The 23,230-nt window shown below is 71.0% G+C and carries 23 protein-coding genes; 4 read left to right on the top strand and 19 right to left on the bottom strand.

The features are described from left to right. Position 1: 1 nt before the first annotated feature. The 13 genes from AAG565_RS08885 to AAG565_RS08825 all read right to left on the bottom strand — a co-directional run bounded on the left by AAG565_RS08885 (position 2) and on the right by AAG565_RS08825 (position 13,419). Positions 2–535, bottom strand: a complete 534-nt coding sequence (locus AAG565_RS08885) for a TonB family protein (protein WP_348819225.1) — start codon at positions 533–535, stop codon at positions 2–4. Then, entirely contained in the window at positions 532–921 is a 390-nt protein-coding gene (locus AAG565_RS08880) for a biopolymer transporter ExbD (protein WP_348819224.1), read from the bottom strand. Before AAG565_RS08880 ends, AAG565_RS08885 begins: the two co-directional genes overlap by 4 nt. After that, positions 918–1,292: a biopolymer transporter ExbD gene (locus tag AAG565_RS08875; RefSeq protein ID WP_348819223.1), complete on the bottom strand. Its 375-nt coding sequence runs from the start codon at positions 1,290–1,292 to the stop codon at positions 918–920. Before AAG565_RS08875 ends, AAG565_RS08880 begins: the two co-directional genes overlap by 4 nt. Continuing rightward, entirely contained in the window at positions 1,282–1,896 is a 615-nt protein-coding gene (locus tag AAG565_RS08870) for a MotA/TolQ/ExbB proton channel family protein (protein WP_348819222.1), read from the bottom strand. The genes AAG565_RS08875 and AAG565_RS08870 overlap by 11 nt, the downstream gene beginning before the upstream one ends. A gap of 2 nt (positions 1,897–1,898) precedes the next feature. Continuing rightward, entirely contained in the window at positions 1,899–3,593 is a 1,695-nt protein-coding gene (gene ggt / locus AAG565_RS08865; protein ID WP_348819221.1) for a gamma-glutamyltransferase, read from the bottom strand. Continuing rightward, on the bottom strand, positions 3,590–3,856 hold the full coding sequence (locus tag AAG565_RS08860) for a YfhL family 4Fe-4S dicluster ferredoxin (RefSeq protein ID WP_348819220.1): 267 nt from the start codon (positions 3,854–3,856) through the stop codon (positions 3,590–3,592). Before AAG565_RS08860 ends, ggt begins: the two co-directional genes overlap by 4 nt. 37 nt (positions 3,857–3,893) lie before the next feature. Next, positions 3,894–4,376 carry a pantetheine-phosphate adenylyltransferase gene (coaD, locus tag AAG565_RS08855; RefSeq protein WP_348819219.1) on the bottom strand — a complete coding sequence of 161 codons (483 nt, stop codon included), beginning with the start codon at positions 4,374–4,376 and terminating at the stop codon, positions 3,894–3,896. A 32-nt stretch (positions 4,377–4,408) separates the two neighbouring features. Continuing rightward, positions 4,409–4,993, bottom strand: coding sequence for a 16S rRNA (guanine(966)-N(2))-methyltransferase RsmD (gene rsmD / locus AAG565_RS08850; protein ID WP_348819218.1), 585 nt, complete (start codon positions 4,991–4,993; stop codon positions 4,409–4,411). Between the two features lie 117 nt (positions 4,994–5,110). After that, positions 5,111–6,550, bottom strand: coding sequence for a metalloprotease TldD (gene tldD / locus AAG565_RS08845; RefSeq protein WP_348819217.1), 1,440 nt, complete (start codon positions 6,548–6,550; stop codon positions 5,111–5,113). A 25-nt stretch (positions 6,551–6,575) separates the two neighbouring features. Beyond that, on the bottom strand, positions 6,576–7,403 hold the full coding sequence (locus AAG565_RS08840) for a carbon-nitrogen hydrolase family protein (protein ID WP_348819216.1): 828 nt from the start codon (positions 7,401–7,403) through the stop codon (positions 6,576–6,578). 6 nt (positions 7,404–7,409) lie between these two features. Beyond that, a complete protein-coding gene (locus AAG565_RS08835) occupies positions 7,410–11,249 on the bottom strand; it encodes a YhdP family protein (protein ID WP_348819215.1) in 3,840 nt (1,279 codons plus the stop codon). Between the two features lie 104 nt (positions 11,250–11,353). Continuing rightward, positions 11,354–12,832 (bottom strand): ribonuclease G, encoded by a 1,479-nt coding sequence (gene rng, locus AAG565_RS08830; protein WP_348819214.1) that lies wholly within the window; start codon positions 12,830–12,832, stop codon positions 11,354–11,356. Next, positions 12,829–13,419: a nucleoside triphosphate pyrophosphatase gene (locus tag AAG565_RS08825; RefSeq protein WP_348819213.1), complete on the bottom strand. Its 591-nt coding sequence runs from the start codon at positions 13,417–13,419 to the stop codon at positions 12,829–12,831. The genes rng and AAG565_RS08825 overlap by 4 nt, the downstream gene beginning before the upstream one ends. A 92-nt stretch (positions 13,420–13,511) precedes the next feature. Between AAG565_RS08825 and AAG565_RS08820 the strand changes: the two genes are divergently transcribed. Continuing rightward, the gene (locus tag AAG565_RS08820) at positions 13,512–14,276 is read left to right on the top strand and encodes a class II aldolase/adducin family protein (RefSeq protein ID WP_348819212.1); all 765 of its coding nucleotides are present in this window, start codon (positions 13,512–13,514) and stop codon (positions 14,274–14,276) included. Here the strand turns inward: AAG565_RS08820 and AAG565_RS08815 are convergent. From AAG565_RS08815 to AAG565_RS08790, 6 genes are all read right to left on the bottom strand, one after another. Further along, positions 14,213–15,475, bottom strand: coding sequence for a DUF4105 domain-containing protein (locus tag AAG565_RS08815; protein WP_348819262.1), 1,263 nt, complete (start codon positions 15,473–15,475; stop codon positions 14,213–14,215). The genes AAG565_RS08820 and AAG565_RS08815 overlap by 64 nt on opposite strands. Next, entirely contained in the window at positions 15,475–16,338 is an 864-nt protein-coding gene (locus AAG565_RS08810; RefSeq protein WP_348819211.1) for a transporter associated domain-containing protein, read from the bottom strand. Before AAG565_RS08810 ends, AAG565_RS08815 begins: the two co-directional genes overlap by 1 nt. Continuing rightward, positions 16,335–16,781: an rRNA maturation RNase YbeY gene (gene ybeY, locus AAG565_RS08805; protein WP_348819210.1), complete on the bottom strand. Its 447-nt coding sequence runs from the start codon at positions 16,779–16,781 to the stop codon at positions 16,335–16,337. The genes AAG565_RS08810 and ybeY overlap by 4 nt, the downstream gene beginning before the upstream one ends. After that, positions 16,778–17,782: a PhoH family protein gene (locus AAG565_RS08800; protein WP_348819209.1), complete on the bottom strand. Its 1,005-nt coding sequence runs from the start codon at positions 17,780–17,782 to the stop codon at positions 16,778–16,780. Before AAG565_RS08800 ends, ybeY begins: the two co-directional genes overlap by 4 nt. Next, a complete protein-coding gene (gene miaB, locus AAG565_RS08795; protein ID WP_348819208.1) occupies positions 17,779–19,122 on the bottom strand; it encodes a tRNA (N6-isopentenyl adenosine(37)-C2)-methylthiotransferase MiaB in 1,344 nt (447 codons plus the stop codon). The genes AAG565_RS08800 and miaB overlap by 4 nt, the downstream gene beginning before the upstream one ends. Positions 19,123–19,203: 81 nt before the next feature. Then, entirely contained in the window at positions 19,204–19,638 is a 435-nt protein-coding gene (locus tag AAG565_RS08790) for a low molecular weight protein-tyrosine-phosphatase (RefSeq protein ID WP_348819207.1), read from the bottom strand. 103 nt (positions 19,639–19,741) lie between these two features. On the opposite strand from AAG565_RS08790, the gene AAG565_RS08785 reads away from it, so the two are divergent. From AAG565_RS08785 to AAG565_RS08775, 3 genes are read left to right on the top strand one after another with little or no spacing between them, the layout of a single operon-like run. Then, a complete protein-coding gene (locus AAG565_RS08785) occupies positions 19,742–21,127 on the top strand; it encodes a serine/threonine-protein kinase (RefSeq protein ID WP_348819206.1) in 1,386 nt (461 codons plus the stop codon). A gap of 22 nt (positions 21,128–21,149) precedes the next feature. Continuing rightward, positions 21,150–22,475, top strand: a complete 1,326-nt coding sequence (locus AAG565_RS08780; protein WP_348819205.1) for a multiheme c-type cytochrome — start codon at positions 21,150–21,152, stop codon at positions 22,473–22,475. A gap of 10 nt (positions 22,476–22,485) precedes the next feature. Continuing rightward, a complete protein-coding gene (locus AAG565_RS08775) occupies positions 22,486–23,226 on the top strand; it encodes a protein phosphatase 2C domain-containing protein (RefSeq protein WP_348819204.1) in 741 nt (246 codons plus the stop codon). The last annotated feature ends 4 nt before the right edge of the window (positions 23,227–23,230 follow it).

The following is a 23,230-nucleotide window of genomic DNA, read 5'->3' as shown; positions in this document are numbered from 1 at the left end:
CTCACTCGAACGCGATCGGCACGGTCAGCTGCAGCGGCCGCGGCGGACGCGGCACCGGCGCCGCACGCCGCAGCAGGTCCAGCGCCTCGGCATCGAGGTATGGATCGCCGCTGCTCTGTTGCAGCGCCAGTGCCGCCACAGCGCCGTCGCCATCGACGCGGAAACGGACGACGGCGGTGCGCGGGCCTGCCGTCTGCGCCTGGAGCGGGCGCCGGAACCGCTGCAGGTGGACGCGCAGCTCCGCGTAATAGCCGCCACGACCGCCGCCACCCGCATCGCGGATCTGCTGCGCCGCGGCCGCCGTCGGGGTGTCCGCGGCCGGCGCCGCGATTGACACCGCCCCCGGACGCTGGACCGGTGCCGAAAAGCGCAGCTCGTAGACCGTGACCCTGTCGCGGCCGGCGCCGCGCCCCGTCCCCGGCGTGTCCTGGCCGTAGGCCCGCCCGTCCGGCGCGCCGATGCGCAGCAGCGGCAGGTGCAGCAGCAGCGCGATGCCCAGGGCCAGCGGCCAGCGCCGATCGATCGTCCGCGTCATGGCGCGTTCGTCACCAGCATCAGTACGCGCCGCGCACCGGCCGCGTGCAGGATGCCGATGACCGCGATCGTGCGCACCGCAGACACGGAGGGATGCGCCTGCAGCCGCACGCCATCCGCCTGCGTGCGCCGCAGCCACTCGCCGAGCTGCGCGTCCGCGAGCGGATCGGGACCCGCGGCCAGCCGCCCGTCCGCGTCCAGCGTGAGCAGCGGCAGGCCACTGCGGTCGGGCGCGCCGGCGGCGCTGCGCGGCAGCTCGGCCCCGCGCACCCCAGCCGGCGCGAAGCGCACCAGCATCAGGAAGAACGCCAGCAGCAACAGGACGACGTTGAGGATCGGCAGCATGTCGGCCACCGGGCGCGGCCGCAGCGTCCGGCGCAGCCTCATGCCGCCCCCGCGAGCTCGACGCCGAGGCCGGCGGCGCGCAAGGCATCGAAGGCCTGCAACAGATCCTGCAGCCGCGCCGCCGGCTCGGCCGCCAGCGGCACGCTCCGTGCGCGCCGCGCGTGCAGCTCGGCGGCGAGTTCGGCCGCCGCCCACTCGCGGCCCGCCCAGCGCAGGCGCCCGCCGCGCAGCACGACGGCTTCCGCGGGCGCGGCGGCCGCCGGATCGACGGACGGGCCCATCTGCAGATCGAGCGCGCGGGGCGGCGGCGGCCGCGCCGCCAGCATGAAGAAGAACAGCAGGATGAACACCACGTCCACCAGCGCGGTCAGTCCGGGGACCACGCGGCGCTGCGCGCCCCGATCAAGCCGCATGGCGCCACTGCGCGCGCGGCTGCGTGAACAGCCGGGTCAGCTCCATCTCCAGCGCCAGGCGCTGGTCATCGACGAGCCGCTCCAGCGCACCGAGCGCCGCGATCACCGGGATCGCGATCGCCAGCCCGGCCGCGGTGGTCAGCAGCGCCTGCCAGATGCCCGCAGCCAGCAGCGCCGGCTGCACGTCGCCGCCGGCATCCTGGAGCGCGCGGAACGAGTCGATCATGCCCAGTACGGTGCCGAACAGGCCCAGCAGCGGCGAGAGCTGGGCGATGACTTCGAGAAGGCGCAGGCCCCTGCGCAGGCGCTCCAGCGCCGCGGCCGCAGCCTGCTCGGTGCGTTCACGCGCCTGCGCCTCGCTGACCCCGGGGTCGGCGAGCGCGGCCAGCGCGGCCGCGAGCACCGCAGCCAGCGGCGAACGCTCGGCGCCCAGCTGCGCCAGCGCCAGATCGACGCGCGCATGGCGCCACGCCGGCGACAGGCGCGTGTAGCGCCATTCCCACAGTTCCCAGAACTTGACGATCGCCACCGTCGCGGCCGCCAGCGACAGCACGAGCAGCAGCGCCATCGGCAATCCGCCCAGCCGCAGCCATTCGAGCAGCATCGCTAAGGCTCCGGTGGTGCGACCGGCATGGACCGCTGCACGCCGGCCGCGCCGACGCCGCGCGGATCGCTGGCCGCCTCGAGCCGGTCGGCCTGCACGTCCCAGGCCACGACCTGCAGGTTGCCCCAGGGCTGTTCCAGCATCCGCAGATCGTGGCCGAGCTGGCGCAGACCCTCGACGTCGCCGGCATAGCCCGGCTCGATCTGCACGATATCGGGCAGATACTGGTGATGCAGGCGGGGCTGCGCGACGATCGCCGCGGCATCGAGCCCACCGATCCAGCCGAGGATGCCCTGGATGACCATCGTGATGATGCGGCTGCCGCCGGGCGTGCCGATGATCAGCAAGCCGCGCGGCCCCTCGACGAAGCTCGGCGTCATCGACGACAGCGGACGCTTGTTCGGCGCGATCGCGTTGGCCTCGCCGCCGACCAGCCCGTAGGCGTTGGGCTGCCCCGGTGCGGTCGCGAAGTCGTCCATCTCGTCGTTGAGCAGCACGCCGGTGCCCGGCGCCATGAAGCCGGATCCGAACGGCAGGTTGATCGACAGCGTCGCGGCGACGCGGTTGCCCTGCGCGTCAAGCACCGACAGGTGCGTCGTGTCGGTACCCTCGACGGTGAGCGGCGCCGGGGTCAGGCTGGCGCTGGGCGTCGCGCGATCCGGCACGATGCCCGACGCCAGGCGGATCGCGCGGCTGCGCCCGGTCAGGCGCTGCAGCGGGATCGGCACGAAATCGGGATCACCGAGGAACTCGGCGCGGTCGCGATAGGCCCGGCGCAATGACTCGATCAGCAGGTGCCGGGACCGCAGGCTGCCGTCGTCGCGCCAGCCCAGGACTTCGAGCTGCTGGAACACCTGCGCGAGCGCGACACCACCCGCCGACGGCGGCGGCGCGCCGACGATGCGATAGCCGCGGAAGTACGTCACCAGCGGTTCGCGCTCGACCACCGTGTAGCGGCGCAGATCCTCCGCGCTCCAGATGCCGCCGGTGCGCTCGACCGCCTGCAGCAGGCGCTCGGCGACCTCGCCTTCATAGAACCCGCGGCGCCCGTCCCGGGCCAGCCGTTCCAGCGTCCACGCCAGATCCGGCTGACGCAGCAGCGCGCCCTCGCCCAGCGGCACTTCGTCCGGCGCAAACACCTTCTTCGCAGCCCACGACAGGCGCGCCTGCTGCGCGGTGATGGCCTGCGCGAGCTTGGCGTCCACGGTGAAACCGTCGCGTGCGTAGGCGATCGCCGGCTGCAACAGCTCGGCCAGCGGCTTGCTGCCGTAGCGGCGTGCGATGTGCTCCAGCGCCGCCGGCTCGCCGGGAATCGCCGCGGCAAGCGCGCCATCGCGCGAGCGCCGGTCGTCCGGCTTGCCGTCCGTGCCCACGTACATGTCGCGCGTCGCGCGTGCCGGCGCGGTCTCGCGGCCATCGACGAACACGTCGAGGCGATCGGCGGCGCGATGCAGCAGCCAGAAGCCGCCGCCGCCCAGGCCCGAGCCGGTCGGCTCGACCACCGCGAGCGCGGCACTGGCCGCGACGGCCGCGTCGAAGGCATTGCCGCCGTCGCCGAGCACGCGCAGGCAGGCCTGCGTCGCCAGCGGATGCGCAGTCGCGCAGGCCGATCCGGGCGGCAGCGGCTCGGCCGGCGTCGCCTGCGCGACGGTCCAGGCCAGCGCGATGCACAGCGCTGCAAGGCCACGGCGGATCATCGTGATCCCCCGGTATCGAGCGTCATCAGTCGGCGGTACTTGTCCATCAGCTGCTCGCGCGTTTCGGCGTGATCCGGATCGAGCGGAATGCAGTTGACCGGACACACGAGCTGGCACTGCGGCTTGTCGAAGTGGCCGACGCACTCCGTGCACAGCGCCGGATCGATCTCGTAGATCACCGGCCCCTGCGCGATCGCGTGGTTCGGGCACACCGGCTCGCAGACGTCGCAGTTGATGCATTCGTCGGTGATCTTCAGCGCCATGGCGCCAGTTTACCGGTGCGCGCCGGACAGCAGCGCCCTATTTGCGTCCGACCCGTGCCTTGAGCGCCGACACCACCGCCGGCGGCACGAGCTTCTCGACCGGCGCGCCGAGGCCGGCGAGTTCGCGCACCAGCGACGACGACAGGTGCGCGTACTGCGGCGACGGCGCCAGCATCACCGTGTCCAGATCGGCATACAGATCGCGGTTCATCACCGCCATCTGCTTCTCGTAGTCGAAGTCGCCGACGGTGCGCACGCCGCGCACCAGTACGGACACTCCGTTGTCGCGCGCGAAATCGACCACCAGGCCGGAAAAGCCCTTGACCTCGACGTTGCGCAGGTCACGCACGACTTCGCGGATCAGCGCGACGCGCTCGTCGAGATCGAAGCGCGGATTCTTCGCCGGATTGAGGCCAACGGCGACGATCAGGCGCGGAAACATGCGCGCGGCGCGGCCGATGATGTCGAAGTGCCCGTACGTGATCGGGTCGAAGGTGCCGCTGTACGCAGCCTTGATCATGGAATCTCCCAGACGGCGATCGCGCGCAGCGATCAGGCGTGCGCGGCCTTGTGGCCGCCCGGTGCATGGTACGTCCACAGGCCGAACCCGACCTGGCCCGCCTGCTTCTCGCGCAACGGTCCATAGCCCTCCGGCAGCGTCGGCGGCTTGCGCAGCGGCCATTCGATGAAGATCCGGTTCTCCGGATGCAGAACCTTGGGCAGCTCGACCAGCGCGCGGCCGAGCAGATCAGATTCGAACGGCGGGTCGAGAAACACCACGTGATAGCGGTGCCAGGTCTGCTGCAGGAAATAGATCGCGTCCATCGGCACCACGTCGGTGTGCTGTGCCTTGAGCGTCAGCAAGCTCGACTTGATGCGCTGGCACTGGCGCGCACCCTGATCGACGAAGGTGCAGTGCGCGGCACCGCGCGACAGCGCCTCGATGCCCATCGCGCCACTGCCGGCGAACAGGTCGAGGCAGCGTGCACCTTCGATCACCGGCGCGAGCCAGTCGAAGACGGTCTGGCGTACACGATCCGGCGTCGCGCGCACGCCATCGGCAGCGTCGAAGTCGATGACGCGCGAGCGCCACTGGCCGCCGATGACTCTCAGCTTTCCTTCCGCTCGGGTTGCCATGCCGCCGACTTTAGCGGCGCGGACGGCAACGTCAACCGCCGGCAGGCCTCGACGGCGGCTGCGGTCCGCAGACCGCAGCAGGAGCCGTTGCTGCGACCTGCACCCTGCAGCCGCTTCTCAGCCCGTCCCGCCCACCGTCATGCCGTCGATCTTCAGCGTCGGCTGGCCGACGCCGACCGGCACGCTCTGGCCGTCCTTGCCGCAGACGCCGACGCCGGCATCGAGCTTGAGGTCGTTGCCGACCATCGACACGCGACCGAGCACGTCCGGCCCGTTGCCGATCAGCGTCGCACCCTTGACCGGGCGCGTGACGCGGCCGTTCTCGATCAGGTAGGCCTCGGAGGTCGAGAACACGAAGTTGCCGCTGGTGATATCGACCTGACCGCCGCCGAAGTTGACCGCGTACAGGCCGCGCTCCACCGAGGCGATGATCTCCTGCGGATCGTGCGCGCCCGGCAGCATGTAGGTGTTGGTCATGCGCGGCATCGGCAGCGCGGCGTAGGATTCGCGGCGGCCGTTGCCGGTCGGTGCCATGCCCATCAGCCGCGCATTGAGCTTGTCCTGGAGATAGCCGCGCAGGATGCCGTTCTCGATCAGCGTCGTGCACTGCGTCGGCGTGCCCTCGTCATCCACCGACAGCGAGCCGCGCCGTCCGGGCAGCGTGCCGTCATCGACGACGGTGCACAGGCTCGAGGCCACCGGCTGGCCGATGCGCCCGGAGAACGCCGACGTGCCCTTGCGATTGAAATCGCCTTCGAGGCCGTGGCCGATCGCCTCGTGCAGCAGCACGCCCGGCCAGCCGGGGCCGAGGACGACCGTCATCGTACCGGCCGGCGCGGCGACGGCTTCGAGCTGCACCAGCGCCAGCCGCACCGCCTCGCGGGCGAGGCGCTCCGGGGCATCGCCGCCGAGAAAATCCAGATACGCACCGCGCCCGCCCATGCCGGCATGACCCTGCTCGCGGCGGCCGGCGTGTTCAACGATCACACTGACGTCCATGCGCACCAACGGACGGATGTCGGCACCGAAGGTGCCGTCGGTCGCGGCGACCAGGATGGTCTCCGCATTCGCGGACAGCGACACCATCACCTGGATCACGCGCGTGTCCGCGGCGCGCGCTGCGCGGTCGGCGCGGTGCAGCAGGTCGAGCTTCGCGGGCGCTTCGAGGGTGTGCAGCGGATTGAGCGCCGGATACAGCGGCTGCGCCTGCCGCGTGCCGCGCGCCTGCACGCGTCCCTGCTGGCCGTGGCGCACGATCGCACCGGCCGCCTGCGCGGCATCGACCAGCGCCGGCAGCTCGATCGCGTCGGAGTATGCGAGTCCCTGCTTCTCGCCGGCGCAGGCGCGCACGCCCACGCCCTGCTCGACATGGTGCGCGCCGGATTTCACCAGTCCGTCCTCGAGCGACCAGGTTTCGGTCAGGGCCTGTTCGAAATAGAGGTCGGCGGCATCGACGCCGGGCTTCATCAGCCGGTCGAGCACCTGCTCGATCGAACGTTCGTCGAGCCCGGTGGGTTCGAGCAGGCTGCGGCGGGCGAGGGCAAGGCGGTCGGTCATGGGCGGGAGCGCGGGGCGGGAGGCGTCAGGATAGGCGACGATGATCGAGCACGGGAAAACCGCGGCGCAGCGCGGCGCGACGTTCGGCGTCCAGTTCGGCGACGGCGATGCCCGGTTCGGCACCGCAGGCGGCGCTGACTTCGCCCCAGGGTTCGACGATACAGCTGTGTCCAAAGGTGCGGCGCCCGCCCGGATGCGTGCCGCACTGATCGCTCGCCAGCACGTGGCACAGGTTCTCGACGGCGCGCGCGCGCAGCAGCAGATCCCAGTGCGCGGCGCCGGTGCGCTCGGTGAATGCCGACGGCACGCACAGCACGTCGGCGCCGGCGGCGGTCAGCCGCCGGTACAGTTCCGGGAAGCGCAGGTCGTAGCAGACCGACAGGCCGAGCCGTCCGAGCGGCGTGTCAACGACCACCGGCTGCGGCGCACCGCGCGCGATGGAGGCGGATTCCCGATAGCGCTCCCCGCGACCGTCCGGCAGCTCGACATCGAACAGGTGGATCTTGTCGTAGCGCGCCACACGCTCGCCCCGATCGTTCCACACGCCGCAGGCCGCAAAGACCCGCGCCGCGTCGCCGGGCACGGCGAGCGGAATCGTGCCACCGACGATCCACAGCCCCAGGGCACGCGCACTCTGCGCGAGGAAATCCTGGATCGGACCGGCGCCGTCGGCTTCGGCGAACGCGAGCTTGTCGGTCTCGTGCGCGCCCATGAATGCGAAGTTCTCCGGCAGCACCGCCAGCCGCGCGCCGGCGTCGGCGGCCGCGCGCAGCAGGCGGCCGGCCGCGTCCAGGTTGGCGTCGCGGTCGGCGCCGGAAGTCATCTGCACGACGGCGGCTCGGGCGGTGGACATGGGATTTCAGCCGGGGACCGGAATCGCTTGTGGCACCGGCGGAGCCGGCGATGGCGTCGCGGCGGGCGCGCCGGGACCCGACCCGGCGCCCTCGGCGCGCTCGACACGCGGATTGTCCCACGGCCCGGTGATGCGGTAGCTGAGCTGCGTGGCCTGGTCGAGCGGCTTGTCGAGCAGTTCCTGCGCCAGCAGCACCAGCGCGCCGACCGCCGGACCGCCGAGCAGCACGGCGCCGAGCGTGACGCCGGCCGACACGTCCGGATACACCGTCACGCGCTGGTCGTAATCGCGGTCGAGCAGGCCGACGCGACCCTTGATGTCCATGCGCAGCGAGGGCCCTTCGATGTGCAGATCCGCTGTCGTCGCCGCACCGCCGGCCAGCGCGAAGTTGCCCCTGATGCGGTCGAACGCCAAACCCTCGCCGACGACATCGTCGAAGTTCAGCAGCAGCCGCCGCGGCAGTGCGTAGAAGTTGATCAGGCCGAGGATGCGGCTGGCGCCGGGCTGCACCGCGCGCAACTGTCCGGCGTCGATGTCGAGATGGATGCCGCCGGTGGCCAGCTCCCAGCGCAGTCCGTCGGCGCTCGGCGCCCAGGCCGCCTCGCCGGTGAAATGGGCGCGCTGTGCTTCCAGGTTGCGCGCGTAACCGAAGGCCGCGAGCAGCCGGGCGATGTCGCTGCTGTCGAGGTCGAAACGCAGCTCGGCGGACGAGCGCGCATCGACACGGCGCCAGGCACCGCTGGCATCGAGCCCGGCGATGCCGCCCTCCAGGCGCAGGTGGCGCAGCACCTGTCCGCCGTCGAAGCGCGCCGTCTGCAGGTGCGCACGGCCGAGATCGGCGCCACCGGCGATCAGACGTTCGCAGCTCAGGTCGAACGTCGGCACACGCGCGGGATCGAAGACCGCCGCCGCCTCGTCCGTCGCGGCTGCCGTCGTCTCGGCCGGCAGGATGTCGACGCGGAGCTGCTGCAGCCGCGCTTCGAGATGGCCGCCGTCGGCGCCGCGCCACACCAGGGTCCCGCTGGCACCCTCGCCGTCCAGATCGACCTGCCAGCCATCCGCCGTCGGCCGGTAGCGCAGGTGCGCCGCCGGCGTCTCGCGATTGCCCCAGACCAGGCGGCCGGCATCGAGCTCCGCGCGATCGATCGCGATGCCGTTCGCACCGCCGCCGCCGAGCAGGCCCAGCCAGACCGGGATGTCCAGACGATCGAGGCGACCATCGATCAGGAAGCGGCCGGGTACGGCCGGCGGTGCGGCGCCCGCGCCCAGCCGCGCATGCAGCGCGCCGGTCCGCCAGCCGGCGCTCTCCGCGGCGACGATGAGATCGACGCCGAGGCGCTCGCCGTAGCCGACGCCGACGCGGACCGGCGCCTGGTCATCGGCGCCGATGCGCAGCCTCAGATCGACCGGCTCGTCGGCCGGCTTGCCCAGCGGAGCCGGCAGGTCCACCGAAGTGCCGACCAGGTCCGACCGCAGGCGCAGGGCGCCGTCCCCATCGCGCAGCGGCAGTTCGAGCTGCCACAGGCTGCGGCCCCGCAGCAGCGGACGCAGGAACGCGGGCACGAACTGCGATGCGCCGCTGCCGTCCGCCTGCGGCGCGAACGGAAAGCTGCCGCGGATGACGCCACGGCTGCCCTCCTCGCTGTCGATGCGCAACTGCAGGGGCAGGTCGGCGAAGCGCCCCTGCAGCTCCTCGGCACTGACACCGTGCTCGGTGAACGCCAGCGTCCCGCGAAGCGCGGTGACCGGCGGATCGAGCGCGGCGTAGCGGAACTGCGCAGCGCTGACGGAGACGCGCCCGTTGACGCTGGTCTGCTCGGCATGGTCGAGCGGGATGCGCAGCTGCACGTCCACCTCGGCGTCGCCGCGCGCCGCCGTGCGCTCGAGCAGTCCGGCCAACGGACGGCGCAGCGGCGAAGCGCGCAGCCAGGCGTACAGCCGCGACAGCTCGCCCTGCACGCTGCCGCGCACGGCGATCAGGTGATCGCCGAAGTCCTCGAAGCGGACCTCGGCCGACTGCAGCCGGTTGCCGAGCAGCCCGGCACGATCCGACGTGATGGTCAGACCGTTGCCGCGGAACTGCAGGCGCGCGCGGACGTCGTCGAGGCGTGGCCAGCCCGGCGCGAATTCGAGCGCCGCGTCGGCCACGTCCAGGTCCAGGCTCCAGGCGCCGGTCGGATGGCTGTGGAAGGGAAAGTCGGCCAACGGTCCGCGGATGCGCAGCTCGCCGCGCGGCACGCGCGCGGCGATCAGCGAGCGCGTCAGCCACGCCTTGAGGCTGTCGGGCCAGTGGCGCGGCATGTAGGGGCGTGCGTCGAGCGCGTCGGCCGCCGCGAGGTTGGCCTGGATATCGACCAGCGGCGATGCGTCCGCGAGATCCGGCAGCTGCACGAGGGCGCGCCCGTCGCCGGTCAGGCTGGCCGCCGCAAACTCGAAGCGTTCGGCACCGATGCGCCAGCCGTCGGCCTCACGGCGCCAGCGCAGATCGGCACCCAGACGGGAGAACTCGGCGGGAACGTCCAGCGCCGCCGGCAGCTCGAGGCGCACCGGGCCGCCGTCGATCTGCGCCTGGCCGCCGGTCTCGTCGGCGCTGAGCGTGCCGCTGAGGCCGGCGATGCCGAAGCGGTGGTCCGCGCGCAGCCCGACACCGTCGAGGCGCGCGCGCAGCGAGTAGCGCGCCGGCTGCACGCCGCCGCGCACACGCACGACCAGACCCTCGACCCGGCCGGCGGCGCGACTGGCCAGCCGCGTCCATGCCGCACCGTCGCGCCAGACGCCGGTCCACGGCCCGAGCGCATCGAGGTCGAGCCGGTCGGCGTCGAAGTCCCAGGCCGCCTCGTCATCCACGTCGTCGCGCCGCAGGCTGCCACGCAGCAGCAGGCGCTCGTCGAAGCTCAAGTCGCTGACATCGACGCGCCAGCCGCGCGGATTGCGCAGATAGTCGGCGACCAGGCTCGCCTGTCGTGCACTGGACAGCACGCCGGCGCGCGCCAGCACCAGCGCCCCGGACGCCAGCTCCAGCCGTGCCCGCGTCACCCGACCTGCGCCGATCTCGCCGGTGGTGCGAACGTTGAGCCCGGCGACCGCGACGTGGGCGCCCGGCTGCAGCCACGGCTGCAGCCAGCCCTGCGGGCGCAGGGCGTCGGCCTTGATGTCGAAGCGCCCGCTCCACTGCGACAGCTCGCTGACCGGCCCGGCGATCTCGGCGTCCAGCGTCACTTCGCCGCCGCGGTCGGGCGGCAGGCGCAGTTCCGCCGCGATCTGGAAGCCCTGCGCGGTGCGGTCGATGTCCACGCTGTCGAGCCGCAGGGTGAGCGGCCGCCCGTCGAGCGATTCGTGCCGCAGGTGCAGTTCGCAGTCCACCAGGCGCACGTACTCGAAACGGTTGAGATCGTCGAGCCAGCGTTCGCGGCCCGCGACCGCATCGTCGGCCGCGTCGGGCTCGAAGCCGGCGACGCGGATCGCGCCGCGCTCGTCGATGGACGCCGAGATCCGCAGCCCCGACAGCTCCAGCCGGGTCGGCACCCACTCGCCGACCAGCAGCCGGCGCAGGCCGACGCCCAGGCTCAGGCGCTCGACACTGAGCTGCTCGTTCTCGTCCTCGCTGTACAGCGTGATGTTGCTGAGGTCCAGGCGCGGCGCCAGCCCCCGCCAGGTGAGCGCGATGCCGCCGATCTGCACGGGCCGGCCGGCCACGCCGCTGACCCAGGCGGCGAGGTCGCTGCGGTAGCCCGGCACCGCCAGTACGGCGAGCTGGAAGGCGCCGCTGAGCGCGGCGCCGGCGACGACGACCACGGCGATCAGCGAGATCGCCCGGGTCCACCAGCGGCGTTTGACGCGTTCCATCGGCGAGCGGCGATCAGCGGCTGACTGCGGCGGGAATCAAGGGCCAATCGTTTATTGTCGCGCCTGCGCGCGGGGCCGTGCCAGCGCGCGCGGTGCAAGGACCGTCAGGGACCGTGCGCCGTCGATAGCGGCACCACGTCGAAGCTCTCCGGACCGTAGGCCTTCTCCGCCTGCAGCTTGATCGGCCGTCTGAGGCTGGTCTCCAGCTCGGCCAGGCCCATCGACTCCTCCTCGACCAGCCGCTGGATCACGTGCGGCGACGCCAGCACCAGGAAGCCCTGCGCCTCGAACTGGCGGGCGGCACGCTGGATCTCGCGCGCGATGTCGTGGCAGACGGTCTCGACGGTCTTGACCAGACCGGTCCCGTTACAGGTCGGGCACGGCTCGCACAGGATGTGTCCCAGCGATTCGCGCGTGCGCTTGCGCGTCATCTCGACCAGGCCGAGCGGCGAGAACGGGTGGATCTGCGTGCGGGCATGATCCGCCGCCAGCGCACGTTCCAGCGCGCGCAGCACCTGGGCGCGGTGGTCCTCCGACTTCATGTCGATGAAGTCGATGATGATGATGCCGCCAAGGTTGCGCAGACGCAGCTGGCGCGCGATCGCCTGCGCCGCCTCCAGGTTGGTCTTGAGGACGGTCTCGTCGAGATTGCGGTGGCCGATGTAGGCGCCGGTGTTGACGTCGATCGTCGTCATCGCCTCGGTCTGGTCGATGACCAGATGGCCGCCGGACTTGAGTTCCACGCGACGGCTGAGCGCGCGGTTGATGTCGTCCTCCACGCCATACAGATCGAAGATCGGCGCAGCGCCTTCGTAGAGCTCGATCAGCGGCGCGGCCTGCGGCACGAACAGCTGCGCGAACTGCTTGACGCGCCGGCACTCCTCGGCGCTGTCGATGCGCACGCGCTCGACGTCGGTGCCGAGCAGGTCGCGCAGGATGCGCATCGACAGCGGCAGATCGCCGTGCACCAGCGTGCCGGGCCGGCTGGTCGCCGCCTTGTCGCTGATCGCCTTCCACAGCCGCAGCAGGAAGGCGACATCGGCCTCCAGCGAGGGCGCGTCCGCACCCTCGGCGGCGGTGCGCGCGATCAGTCCGAACTCGGGCGCCATGCGCTGCTGCAGCGCGTCGAGCACCGCCTTGAGCCGCGCCCGCTCGCCGTCGTCCTCAATGCGTGCCGAGACGCCGACGTGCTTCTCGTGCGGCAGCAGCACCAGATACCGCGACGGCACCGACAGCAGCGTGGTCAGACGCGCCCCCTTGGTGCCGAGCGGATCCTTGAGGATCTGCACCAGGACCTCCTGCCCCTCGCGCAGCAACTGGCCGATGCTCGGCTCGGCGTCGGCGCCGCCCGGCAGGATCGGCACCATGTCGGCGACGTGCAGGAACGCCGTGCGTTCCAGGCCGATCTCGACGAACGCCGCCTGCATGCCCGGCAGTACCCGCTGCACGACGCCCTTGTAGATGTTGCCGGTCAGGCCATGGCGCGAGGCGCGCTGCATGTGCACTTCCTGCACGGCGCCGCCGTCCACCAGCGCGACGCGCGTCTCCTGCTGGCCGATGTTGACGAGGATCTCGGTGCTCATCGTTGGGAAGGCGCGAGCGCGAACACATCGATACCGAACTCGCGCAGCAGTTCGCAGGTTTCGTACAGCGGCAGGCCGACGACGCCGCTGTAGCTGCCGTGGATCTCGCGCACGAAGGCCGCGCCCAGTCCCTGGATGCCGTAGGCACCGGCCTTGTCGGCGGGTTCGCCGCTGGCCCAGTAGGCCTCGGCCTGTCCTGCGCTGAGGGTGCCGAAACTCACCTCGGTGACCGACAGGCGCACGGCCCGGCGATCCTCGTGCACGATCGCCACCGCGGAATAGACCTGATGCGTGCGGCCGGACAGGCGCAGCAGCATGTCGATGCCGTGTCGTCGCGACGACGGCTTGCCGAGAATCTCACCGTCGAGCACGACGTCGGTGTCGGCGCCCAGAACCGGCAGGTCGGCCGAGACGGCAGCGCCCGCGCGCGCCTTCTCCAGCGCGATGCGGCGCGCATAATCGGCTGCGCTTTCTCCATGGCGCGCGCCTTCCGGCACGCTGACCGGGCGTACCGCGATCCGCAGTCCGAGCTGCGCGAGCAGTTCGCGCCGCCGCGGCGAAGCCGACGCCAGCACCAGCTGTGCCACGACGCCTCCGAAAAAATGGCCTAATCCTGGGCCCGGCCCCGTCCGGCGCGTTAGGGTACCGTACACCTGCAGCACAATCAGGAGCCCGAGCGATGAGCGATAGTAGCCTGAATGTGAGGGAGCGCGTTTCGCCCGAGGAGTGGCAGGCGCGCGTCGATCTGGCCGCTGCCTACCGGCTGGTCGCCCATTACGGCTGGGACGACCTGGTGTTCACGCACATCTCCGCGCGCGTGCCCGGGTCGGACCATCATTTCCTGATCAACCCCTACGGCTGGCTGTTCGACGAGATCACCGCCAGCAGCCTGGTCAAGGTCGATCTCGCCGGCCGCAAGGTCATGGACGCACCCCACGACATCAATCCGGCCGGTTTCACGATCCACAGCGCGATCCACGCCGCGCGCGACGACGCCCACTGCGTCATGCACACGCATTCGCTCAACGGCGTCGCCGTGTCCGCGCAGAAACAGGGCGTGCTGCCGATCTCGCAGCAGGCGACGCTGGTGCTGGCCTCGCTGGCCTATCACGACTACGAGGGCATCGCTCTGCGCGAGGACGAGAAACCGCGGCTGGTGGCCGACTTCGGCGACAAGACCTTTCTGATGCTGCGCAACCACGGCCTGCTCACCGTCGGCGCGAGCCCGGCCGATGCCTTCCTGGCGATGTACGTGTTCGAGGCCGCGTGCATGATCCAGGTGCGCGCGCAGGCCGGCGGCGGCGAACTGGTGCCGGTCGATCCGCGCATCGTCGCCGGCGTGCAGCAGGCGGCCAGCGCGGTGACCCGGGGCCTGGGCGGTCAGCTGGCCTGGCCGGGCCTGCTGCGACGACTGGATCGGCTCGATCCGTCGTACAAGACCTGAGCGCGCGCACGGCGGAACAGGATCGGCGCCAGCAACAGCAGCTGCCCCGGCGCGAACAGCGCCACCCAGTGGCCATTGGGCTGCAGGCCGAATGCCGCGAGTGGAATCGCCGCCACGATCAGGCCCGCGAGCAGGCCGGCGCAGCCGCGTGCCGCCTTGCCGGGAGCCGCCGCGCGGCGCCACATCGCCGGCAATAGCGCCCACCACAGCGGGTTGAGCAGCAGCAGATTGCGGTTGGCGGCCATGCCCCAGTGGTCGGTGGCCAGCCAGCCGAGCAGCAGCACGGCACCGGCGAGGCCGCACAGCAGCACGTAGGAGCCGGCCAGCACCGCGCCGAGCCGGCGCACGCGGGAGGTCACCGCGAACAGGGCGGCCAGGCCCAGACCGGCCAGCAGGCTGGGCCAGCCGAGCACGCGCGGCTGTGCCGGGGTTTCAGGCAGACGCGCCGGCAGCAGCTGCCGCTCAGCCGACACCAGCGGACGCAGCCCGCCACTGCCGTCATCCACCTGCACGTCCCGCAGCGCCTCCATCAGGCGCATCGGGATGAAGCCTTCCTGCCACTGGCTGAGCGGCTGATCGACACGCGGTCCCAGCCCCAGGTCCATGCCCAGCATCAGCAGCGGCTCCGGGCGCATCAGGCGCAGCACCTCGCTGCGGAACGTCGTCGTGCCCGGCCGCGGTTCCAGCGCCGCGCGCAGCTGGCCGTCCAGACCGCGATCGAGCGCGTCGCGCGCCTTGGTCGAGCAGTTGGCGACGAAGTAGTCGTAGCGGTATTCGGCGTTCTCGGGCCGCGCGTTCCACGCGAGGAACTCGGCCAGGCTGCGGCGCTGTGCCGCGCTGAGCGCGAGCTGCTGCTCGACCGCCCAGCGCCCCTCTGCGGCGTACAGGCGCAGCGTCCAGTCCAGCGGCGCCTCGTCGAGCCGGTACAACATGCGGCCGCGCGCGAAGTTGACGAAGAAGTTCTTCTGCTGGAAGTCGAAGATGCCGTAGTTGTAGACGCGCGCCGCGCCGCGCGCGGCATCGCGCACCAGGATCGCGTTGTGACCGAAGCGCTGCCAGTAGATCTCGCCCGGCGCGAAGGTGAGCAGGCTGATCTCCGGTGCAGCCTGGGCCGCGGCCGGGCCGCCGAACGTCCCGCACAGCAGACCGAGCGCCAGCGCGACGGACGCGCCGCGACGCCGCGCGCCGACCCGGCGCATCACGCCGGCGACAGCGTCACCTGGAACAGGTAGACGCGCCGGCTGTCGGCTCGCTGCACGATGAACGTGAAACGGTCGATGCGGATGCTCTCGCCGCGCTTGGGCATGTGTCCGAAGCGGTGCATCAGCAGGCCGCCGACGGTGTCGAACTCCTCGTCGGAGAAGTCGGTACCGAAATAGGCGTTGAAATCGGCGATCGGCGTCAGCGCGTTGACCAGGAAACGGCGTTCGTCCTGCTTGAGGATCGGCGCGCTCTCGGCCTCGTCGTACTCGTCGTCGATCTCGCCGACGATCTGCTCGAGCACGTCCTCGATGGTCACCAGACCGGCGACGCCGCCGTACTCATCGACGACGATCGCCATGTGGTTGCGGCTGCGGCGGAAATCCTTGAGCAGCACGTTCAGGCGCTTGGACTCCGGCACGAAGGCGGCCGGGCGGACCAGGCGGCGCATGTCGAAGGTCGCCGGATCGAAGCCGGGCACGCCGGCGCTGAACTTGAGCAGATCCTTGGCCAGCAGGATGCCGATCACCTCGTCCTTGGACTCGCCGACCACCGGGAAGCGCGAGTGCCCGGACTCGACGACGACCGGGATGATGCGGTCCAGCGGCCAGTCGTGCTCGACGACGACCATCTGCGCACGCGGAATCATCACGTCGCGCACCTGCGTCTCCGCGGTCTGCAGGATGCCCTCGAACATCGTCAGTGCATCGGCGTCCATCAGCTCCGCCGCGCGCGCTTCGCGCAGCATGTCGAGCAGGTCCTCGCGCGTGCGCGGGCCGCCCGCCAGCCGCTGCGTCACCCGGCGCCACCACAGCGCCAGCCCATTGTCCTCACCCTTCGTATGGTCTTGGTCTTCGTTCATTGATAAGGGTCTGCAAACCCCAGTTCCTTGAGAATTCTTCGTTCGCGCGCTTCCATGCGCTGCGCGTCGCGTTCGTGTTCGTGGTCGTAGCCACGCAGGTGCAGGCAGCCGTGCACGACCATGTGCGCCCAGTGCGCGCGCAGCGGCTTGTCCTGCTCGGCCGCTTCGCGTGCCACCACCGGCGCGCAGATCACCAGATCACCGAGAATGCCGGCACTGCCGGGAAACGACAGCACGTTGGTCGGCTTGTCCTTGCCGCGATAGCCGGCGTTGAGCGCGCGGCTCTCGTCGTCGCCGACCACGCGGATCGTCAGTTCGCCGTGCCGCGCCGGCAGCGCCGCCCTGGCGAACGCGCGCAGGCTCGCCGGCGTCGGCACGCCGCGTGCGGCGACCGCACGCTGGATCACGATCTCGCCCGCAGGCGGTGGCTCGGAACGCTTCATGACGCAGCCGGATGCTTCTGCTCGTGCTCTTCGTAGGCCTGCACGATCGCCTGCACCAGCGGATGGCGCACGACATCCTCCTTGCGGAAGTGCGTGAAGCTGATCCCGGGCACGCCGTCGAGCACCGCCAGCGCGTGGCGCAAGCCGGACGCCTGGTGGCGCGGCAGGTCGATCTGCGTCATGTCGCCGGTGACCACCGCGACGCTGCCGAACCCGATACGCGTCAGGAACATCTTCATCTGCTCGACCGAGGTGTTCTGCGCCTCGTCGAGGATCACGAAGGATTCGTTGAGCGTGCGCCCGCGCATGAAGGCCAGCGGCGCGACTTCGATCACGCTCTTCTCGACCAGCCGCGCGACCTTCTCGAAACCGAGCATCTCGTAGAGCGCGTCGTACAGCGGCCGCAGGTAAGGGTTGATCTTCTCGGCCATGTCGCCGGGCAGGAAGCCCAGCTTCTCGCCAGCCTCGACCGCGGGCCGCACCAGCACCAGGCGGCGCACACGGTCGCGCTCCAGCGCCTGCACCGCGCTGGCGACGGCGAGATAGGTCTTGCCGGTGCCGGCCGGCCCGACGCCGAAGTTCAGGTCGTGCGTGGCGATCGACTTCAGGTAGGCCTTCTGCTGCGGCCCGCGCCCGCGCACGACGCCGCGCTTGGTGCGGATCACGACCTCGTCATGGCTGCTGGTCGGCGCGGCATCCTCGCTCGTATCCTCCCCGGCCGCCTGCTCGGACAGCGCCAGATGCACGTGCTCGGTCGTGACGGTGTCGTCGATCGTCTGGTTGAACAGCTGCACGAGCACGGCCTCGCCGGCGGCGACGTCGCGGCGGCTGCCGACGAGCTGGTAGCGGTTGCCGCGGTTGCGGATCTCGATGCCCAGACGCAGCTCGATCTGGCGCAGGTGGGCGTCGAAAGGCCCGTTCAGATTGGCCAGGCGCTGGCCGTCGTCCGGCTCCAGCGACAGATCGGCACGCACCTGGGCGACGCGGGCAGTGCCGTTCATGCCGCCTGCTCCACGCCGCGCAGCCGCCCGCGCAGGGAGTTGGACAGCGCCTCGGTGATCTCGACCTCGACGAACTGTCCGAGCAGCGCGTCCGGCGCCGCGAAGTTGACCCAGCGGTTGGTCGAGGTGCGTCCGGCGAGCTGGCCTCGACCCTTGCGCGCCGGCCGCTCGACCAGCACGCGCTGCGTGGTGCCGACCAGGTTGCGCTTGAAGGCATCGTCGAGCGCGCGGATGCGCCCCTGCAGGATGTCGAGACGCCGGTGCTTCTCGGCCTCCGGCACGCTGTCGCGCAGGTTTGCTGCCGGCGTGCCGGGCCGCGGGCTGTAGATGAAGGAGAACGCGCAGTCGAAGCCGGCCTCGGCGATCAGGTCCATCGTCTGCACGAAATCGTCCTCGGACTCGGTCGGGAAGCCGACGATGAAGTCGGTGGACAGCGACAGATCCGGCCGCGCCACGCGCACGCGGCGCACCTTGTCCAGGAACTGGGCGCGCGTGTAGCCGCGCTTCATCATGCCGAGGATCCGATCCGATCCCGACTGCACCGGCAGATGCAGGTAGCTCGCCAGCTTGGGCTCCTCGGCGAACGCGTCGATGAGTGCGTCGGTGAACTCGGCGGGATGGGACGTCGTGTAGCGGATGCGCTCGATGCCCGGGATGCGCGCGACGTGGTGGATCAGCAGTGCCAGATCGCAGACCTCGCCGCTGTCGCCCATCGCGCCACGGTAGGCATTGACGTTCTGGCCGAGCAGCGTCACCTCGCGCACGCCCTGTCCGGCGAGTTGGGCGATTTCGGCGAGCACGCTGTCGAGCGGGCGGCTGACCTCGGCGCCGCGCGTGTACGGCACGACGCAGAAGGTGCAGTATTTCGAACAACCCTCCATGACGCTGACGAAGGCGCTCGGGCCTTCGGCACGGGGCTCCGGCAGGCGGTCGAACTTCTCGATCTCGGGAAAGCTGACATCGACGACCGGCCGGCGCGTGCCGCGTGTCGAATCGAGCAGTTCGGGCAGCCGGTGCAGGGTCTGCGGCCCGAAAACGATATCGACCAGCGGCTGGCGCTCGGTCAGCGCCTGGCCTTCCTGCGAGGCGACGCAGCCGCCGACGCCTATGACGCGCGAAGGGTCGGCGTTCTTCCATTCGCGCCAGCGGCCCAATTCGGAAAACACCTTCTCCTGCGCCTTCTCGCGCACCGAGCAGGTATTGAGCAGCAGCAGATCGGCTTCGTCCGGGTTGTCGGTGCGCTGGTAGCCGTGTGAAGCCGCGAGCACGTCGGCCATCTTGGCCGAGTCGTACTCGTTCATCTGGCAACCGTAGCTGATCAGGTACAGCTTCTTGGACATCGAAAGCGTCTGCGGGGCGGCCGCATAGTATAAGGCACGCCTCCTGGCGCCTGATTTCAGGCGGATTTCACCAAGCCGGGATCACAGTTTCCCCAGCCAGTCCTCGACCCCGGCCTCGATGTCGTCGAACGCGCGCTCGAAGGCCGCGCGCGGCTGGCGGTAGGGGTCGGCGACATCGGCATTGCCGCGCCAGCGCAGGATCTTGTGCACCCGCCCGCGCAGCTGCGGGTAGAGGCGGTTGAGCCAGTCACTGTGCGTCTGATCCAGGGTCAGCACCAGATCCATCGATGCCAGAAGCGGCAGCGTCGCCTGCTGGGCGCGGTGCGCCGCGAGGTCCAGGCCGTGCTCGGCAGCCACCTCGACGGCCAGCGGATCGGCCGGGTAGCCGACCAGCGCGCCGGTGCCCGCCGAGGCCACCACCTGCACGCGGGCGCCCAGCCGCGCGCGCAGCAGCGCCTCGGCCATCGGGCTGCGGCAGATGTTGCCGGTGCAGATGACGATGATCCGGTTGAACATGGGGCGCGCATTCTATCCGCTTCCAACCCGGCGCCAGTTCACGGTTCGGCCCGGGGCGTCGGCGCTATAGTCTGCGCTCCACAGTCGAGGCTCGATCCAGCACATGCCGCACGCGGGCGACATCCTGGGCAATTACCGCATCGTGCGCCTGCTCGGATCGGGCGGCTTCGCCGACGTGTACGAAGCCGAGGATCCGCTGTTGCAGCGTTCGGTTGCGCTCAAGGTATTGCTGGCCGAAGTCGGCCGCACGCCGGACATGCTGGCGCGCTTCCAGCGCGAGGTGCGCGCGGTCGCCGCGCTCAACCATCCCGGCATCGTCCCGATCTATTCGGTCGGCGAAACCGACGGGGCGAACTACTACGCGATGCGCCTGCTGCCCGGCGGCGACCTGCGCCGGCGCATCGGCACCGCCCTGCCGCCGCGCCGCGCCCTGGAGATCCTGCTCGCGCTCGCCGCGGCGCTCGACCATGCGCATCAGCAGGGCATCGTCCACCGCGACATCAAGCCCGAGAACATCCTGTTCGACGAGGACGACCAGCCGGTACTGACCGACTTCGGCATCGCCAAGGTGCTGCGCGCCCAGGAGCAGCTCACGGCAATCGGCACGGCCATGGGCACGCCGCGCTACCTGAGCCCGGAACAGGCGCGTGGCAGCGCGGTCGATGCACGGACCGACCTCTACAGCCTGGGTGTGATCCTGTTCGAGATGCTGACCGGACAGGCGCCCTACGACGGCGCCGATCCGCTGTCGGTCGTGCTCAAGCACGCCACCGAGCCGATCCCGCGCCTGCCCGAGTCGCTGGCCGCACTGCAGCCCCTGGTCGACCAACTGATGGCCAAGCACCCGGGGCAGCGGCCCGCTTCGGCCGCCGAGACGGAGCAGCTGATCCGGCGCGAGCTGCGGCAGTTCGGCGGCGGCACACCGCCCCCCGTCCGCGCCGTGCCCGCTGCCGCCGCGGCATCCACGCCGCCCCCGCCGCCACGCCCGGAACCGCTGCCCGCGGCGCCGGCCGCGGCCCCGTCGCCGGTCCCGCGAGAGGCCCCTGCGGCCGAAACGCCGCGATCGGACGCGCGGCGACGCACGCTCTGGCCGCTCGCGCTGGCGCCGCTGCTCCTGCTGCTGGCCGGCCTGGCGGTCTGGCTGTGGCCGGTGCGCGAGGCCGCGCCGCCGCCACTGGCGAAGGCATCGCCTGCGGACCTCGCCGCCGATGCCAACCAGGCCGCCGCCACCGAATCCCGCGCCGAGCGCATCGCCCGGGAACGCAAGCGCTGCGCGCTGCACGTCTCGGCGCTGACCGCGGACGGGAATCTGGTCTACGATGATGCCCTGCGGTTTCCGGGCGCGCGCAGGGAGGCGGACGGTTCCGGTATCCGGGTGCCGCAGGTGCAGCTGGCCAATGGTCAGTGGGTCAACGCGCTGGTCACGCCGCAAGGCTGCGTGCTGATCCGCAGCCTCGCGGCCGCTCCGGCATCCGGCAAGGCGAATTGACGCGGTAAGACAGGGGGACGCGATGCACGTTTCTACGTGGTCTCGGGTTGGCCTGCTGTCCCTGGGCCTGTGCGTCATCCTGACGGCATCGGCGGCGCCGCTGATGCCGTTCGAGGACAAATGGGAGCACGTCGGCGTCGCCACCTGCGCCGGCAGCAACTGCCACGGCTCGCAGCGCCCGTTCGAGGATTCGCCGGTCCTGCAGAACGAATATTTCCTCTGGCAGCGCGACGACGCGCACTCCAATGCCTACAAGCTGCTGCAGACCGCGGACGCCAAACGCATCGCCGCCAACCTCGGCCTGAAGGACGCGACTTCCGCGCCCGAGTGCCTGACCTGCCACACCGATTACGTGCCCGAGAAGCTGCGTGGGCGCCGCTACGCGATGAGCGAAGGGGTCGGCTGCGAAGCCTGCCACGGCGGCGCGAAGGCCTGGCTGGGACCTCACGTCTCCGGCAACACGCATGCGCAGAACATCGAGCAGGGGCTGTATCCGCTGGAAGATCCGGTCGCACGCGGCCGGCTGTGCCTGCACTGCCACATGGGCACCAAGGACAAGCCGATCGATCACCGCATCATGGGCGCCGGACACCCGCCGCTGGAATTCGAGCTGGATACCTTCACCAACATCCAGCCGGCGCATTTCCGTGTGGACAAGGACTACCGCCAGCGCAAGACCTACGCGCCGGGGGCCAAGGTCTGGGCCGTCGGCCAGCTGCTCGCGGCGGAGACTTTCCTCAGCGGCTTGCTCGGCGAGCGCTTCGCCGATCGCGGCATGTTCCCGGAACTGGTGTTCTTCGATTGCAACGCCTGCCATCACGCGATGCAGCAGCCGCGCTGGAACGCCGGCGTCGGCGGGCCGCTGGGCCCCGGCGAACCGCGGCTGGCGGATGCCTACCTGGTGATGTCCGGTGCGGTGCTGGCGGTCCTGCAACCGGAGTCCGGGGCGCGCTGGACTGCGGCGCTGGCCGAACTGCACCGCGCGTCCGCGCAATCGGTTCCCAAGACCCGCGAAGCCGCGCAGAAGCTGCGCGAGATCGCCAGCGCGGCGCTGCCGGAGATCGCCCGGCGCGACATCGGCAAGACCCAGGCCGTCGAGCTGATGCTGCGCGTCGCCCAGATCGGCATCGACACGCAGGCCGGCAACTACACGGCCGCCAAGCAGATCTACTACGCCAGCGACGCCCTGTCCGCCTATCTGCGCCAGGAACATGGCGTCGCCAAGCAGGCACTGCAGGGGCCGCTCGACGAGCTGTTCGCTGCGGTCGATGCGCCGCGCTCCTATAATCCGGACAGCCTGCGCAGCGCACTGCGCAAGCTGCGGACCGCGGCAGAACCCCTACGCTGACCGCCGCCACATGTTCCGTTTTCTGCGCCGCGGGAGCCGTCCCCTGAAGACCGTACTGGCAGGAGCCACGCATTTCGGCAAGCACCGCGACCACAACGAGGACGCATTCGTTGTGCTGCCCGAGTGGTCCGCGGCGGTCGTCGCCGATGGCATGGGCGGCCTTTCACGTGGCGAAGTCGCGGCGCGCATGGTGGCCACCGCCGTTGCGGAAACCCTGCGCAAGGGCCAGAGCGCCGCTGAGGGTGTACTCGAAGCGCATCGGCGCATCCGCGAGGCGAGCATCGCAGCGGGGTCCGAGCGCATGGGCTCGACCGCGGTCACGCTGCGCATCGCCGACGGCGAGGCGACCGTCGAATGGGTCGGTGACAGCCGCGCCTACCTGTGGCGCGGCGGCGCGCTGACGCAGATCACCAAGGACCATTCCTTCGTCGAGGAGTTGATCGACGCCGGCGCGATCACCGCTTCGGAGGCGGAGAACCATCCGAACCGCAACGTGCTGACGCGCGCGGTCGGCATCCGCGATACCCTCGACCTCAAGGTGGACTCGACGAAGCTGCCGTTGAAGGCAGGCGATCTCGTACTGCTGTGCACCGACGGCCTGCACGGCTACCTGCCGCAAGCCTCGATCGTCGAGTGCCTCCGGCAGGGCGGAGAGCCCGCTGCCATCGTGCAGCGCCTGATCGAGCGCACGCTCACGGAGACTGACGCCGGCGACAACGTCACTGCCGTATGCGCGGCGGTGGAGGCCTAGGGTC

Origin of the sequence: Fontimonas sp. SYSU GA230001, from assembly GCF_040066175.1 — a bacterium.
Lineage (GTDB): Bacteria > Pseudomonadota > Gammaproteobacteria > Nevskiales > Nevskiaceae > Solimonas.
The sequence above is the reverse complement of the archived record's forward strand: the minus strand, read 5'-3'. Positions and strand labels throughout refer to the sequence as shown.

What these genes read in the sequence shown, in the direction of transcription:
- AAG565_RS08885 (WP_348819225.1), bottom strand. Translation starts at nt 535, where the DNA reads ATGACGCGGACGATCGATCGGCGCTGGCCGCTGGCCCTGGGCATCGCG.
- AAG565_RS08880 (WP_348819224.1), bottom strand. Translation starts at nt 921, where the DNA reads ATGAGGCTGCGCCGGACGCTGCGGCCGCGCCCGGTGGCCGACATGCTG.
- AAG565_RS08875 (WP_348819223.1), bottom strand. Translation starts at nt 1,292, where the DNA reads ATGCGGCTTGATCGGGGCGCGCAGCGCCGCGTGGTCCCCGGACTGACC.
- AAG565_RS08870 (WP_348819222.1), bottom strand. Translation starts at nt 1,896, where the DNA reads ATGCTGCTCGAATGGCTGCGGCTGGGCGGATTGCCGATGGCGCTGCTG.
- ggt (WP_348819221.1), bottom strand. Translation starts at nt 3,593, where the DNA reads ATGATCCGCCGTGGCCTTGCAGCGCTGTGCATCGCGCTGGCCTGGACC.
- AAG565_RS08860 (WP_348819220.1), bottom strand. Translation starts at nt 3,856, where the DNA reads ATGGCGCTGAAGATCACCGACGAATGCATCAACTGCGACGTCTGCGAG.
- coaD (WP_348819219.1), bottom strand. Translation starts at nt 4,376, where the DNA reads ATGATCAAGGCTGCGTACAGCGGCACCTTCGACCCGATCACGTACGGG.
- rsmD (WP_348819218.1), bottom strand. Translation starts at nt 4,993, where the DNA reads ATGGCAACCCGAGCGGAAGGAAAGCTGAGAGTCATCGGCGGCCAGTGG.
- tldD (WP_348819217.1), bottom strand. Translation starts at nt 6,550, where the DNA reads ATGACCGACCGCCTTGCCCTCGCCCGCCGCAGCCTGCTCGAACCCACC.
- AAG565_RS08840 (WP_348819216.1), bottom strand. Translation starts at nt 7,403, where the DNA reads ATGTCCACCGCCCGAGCCGCCGTCGTGCAGATGACTTCCGGCGCCGAC.
- AAG565_RS08835 (WP_348819215.1), bottom strand. Translation starts at nt 11,249, where the DNA reads ATGGAACGCGTCAAACGCCGCTGGTGGACCCGGGCGATCTCGCTGATC.
- rng (WP_348819214.1), bottom strand. Translation starts at nt 12,832, where the DNA reads ATGAGCACCGAGATCCTCGTCAACATCGGCCAGCAGGAGACGCGCGTC.
- AAG565_RS08820 (WP_348819212.1), top strand. Translation starts at nt 13,512, where the DNA reads ATGAGCGATAGTAGCCTGAATGTGAGGGAGCGCGTTTCGCCCGAGGAG.
- AAG565_RS08815 (WP_348819262.1), bottom strand. Translation starts at nt 15,475, where the DNA reads ATGCGCCGGGTCGGCGCGCGGCGTCGCGGCGCGTCCGTCGCGCTGGCG.
- AAG565_RS08810 (WP_348819211.1), bottom strand. Translation starts at nt 16,338, where the DNA reads ATGAACGAAGACCAAGACCATACGAAGGGTGAGGACAATGGGCTGGCG.
- ybeY (WP_348819210.1), bottom strand. Translation starts at nt 16,781, where the DNA reads ATGAAGCGTTCCGAGCCACCGCCTGCGGGCGAGATCGTGATCCAGCGT.
- AAG565_RS08800 (WP_348819209.1), bottom strand. Translation starts at nt 17,782, where the DNA reads ATGAACGGCACTGCCCGCGTCGCCCAGGTGCGTGCCGATCTGTCGCTG.
- miaB (WP_348819208.1), bottom strand. Translation starts at nt 19,122, where the DNA reads ATGTCCAAGAAGCTGTACCTGATCAGCTACGGTTGCCAGATGAACGAG.
- AAG565_RS08790 (WP_348819207.1), bottom strand. Translation starts at nt 19,638, where the DNA reads ATGTTCAACCGGATCATCGTCATCTGCACCGGCAACATCTGCCGCAGC.
- AAG565_RS08785 (WP_348819206.1), top strand. Translation starts at nt 19,742, where the DNA reads ATGCCGCACGCGGGCGACATCCTGGGCAATTACCGCATCGTGCGCCTG.
- AAG565_RS08780 (WP_348819205.1), top strand. Translation starts at nt 21,150, where the DNA reads ATGCACGTTTCTACGTGGTCTCGGGTTGGCCTGCTGTCCCTGGGCCTG.
- AAG565_RS08775 (WP_348819204.1), top strand. Translation starts at nt 22,486, where the DNA reads ATGTTCCGTTTTCTGCGCCGCGGGAGCCGTCCCCTGAAGACCGTACTG.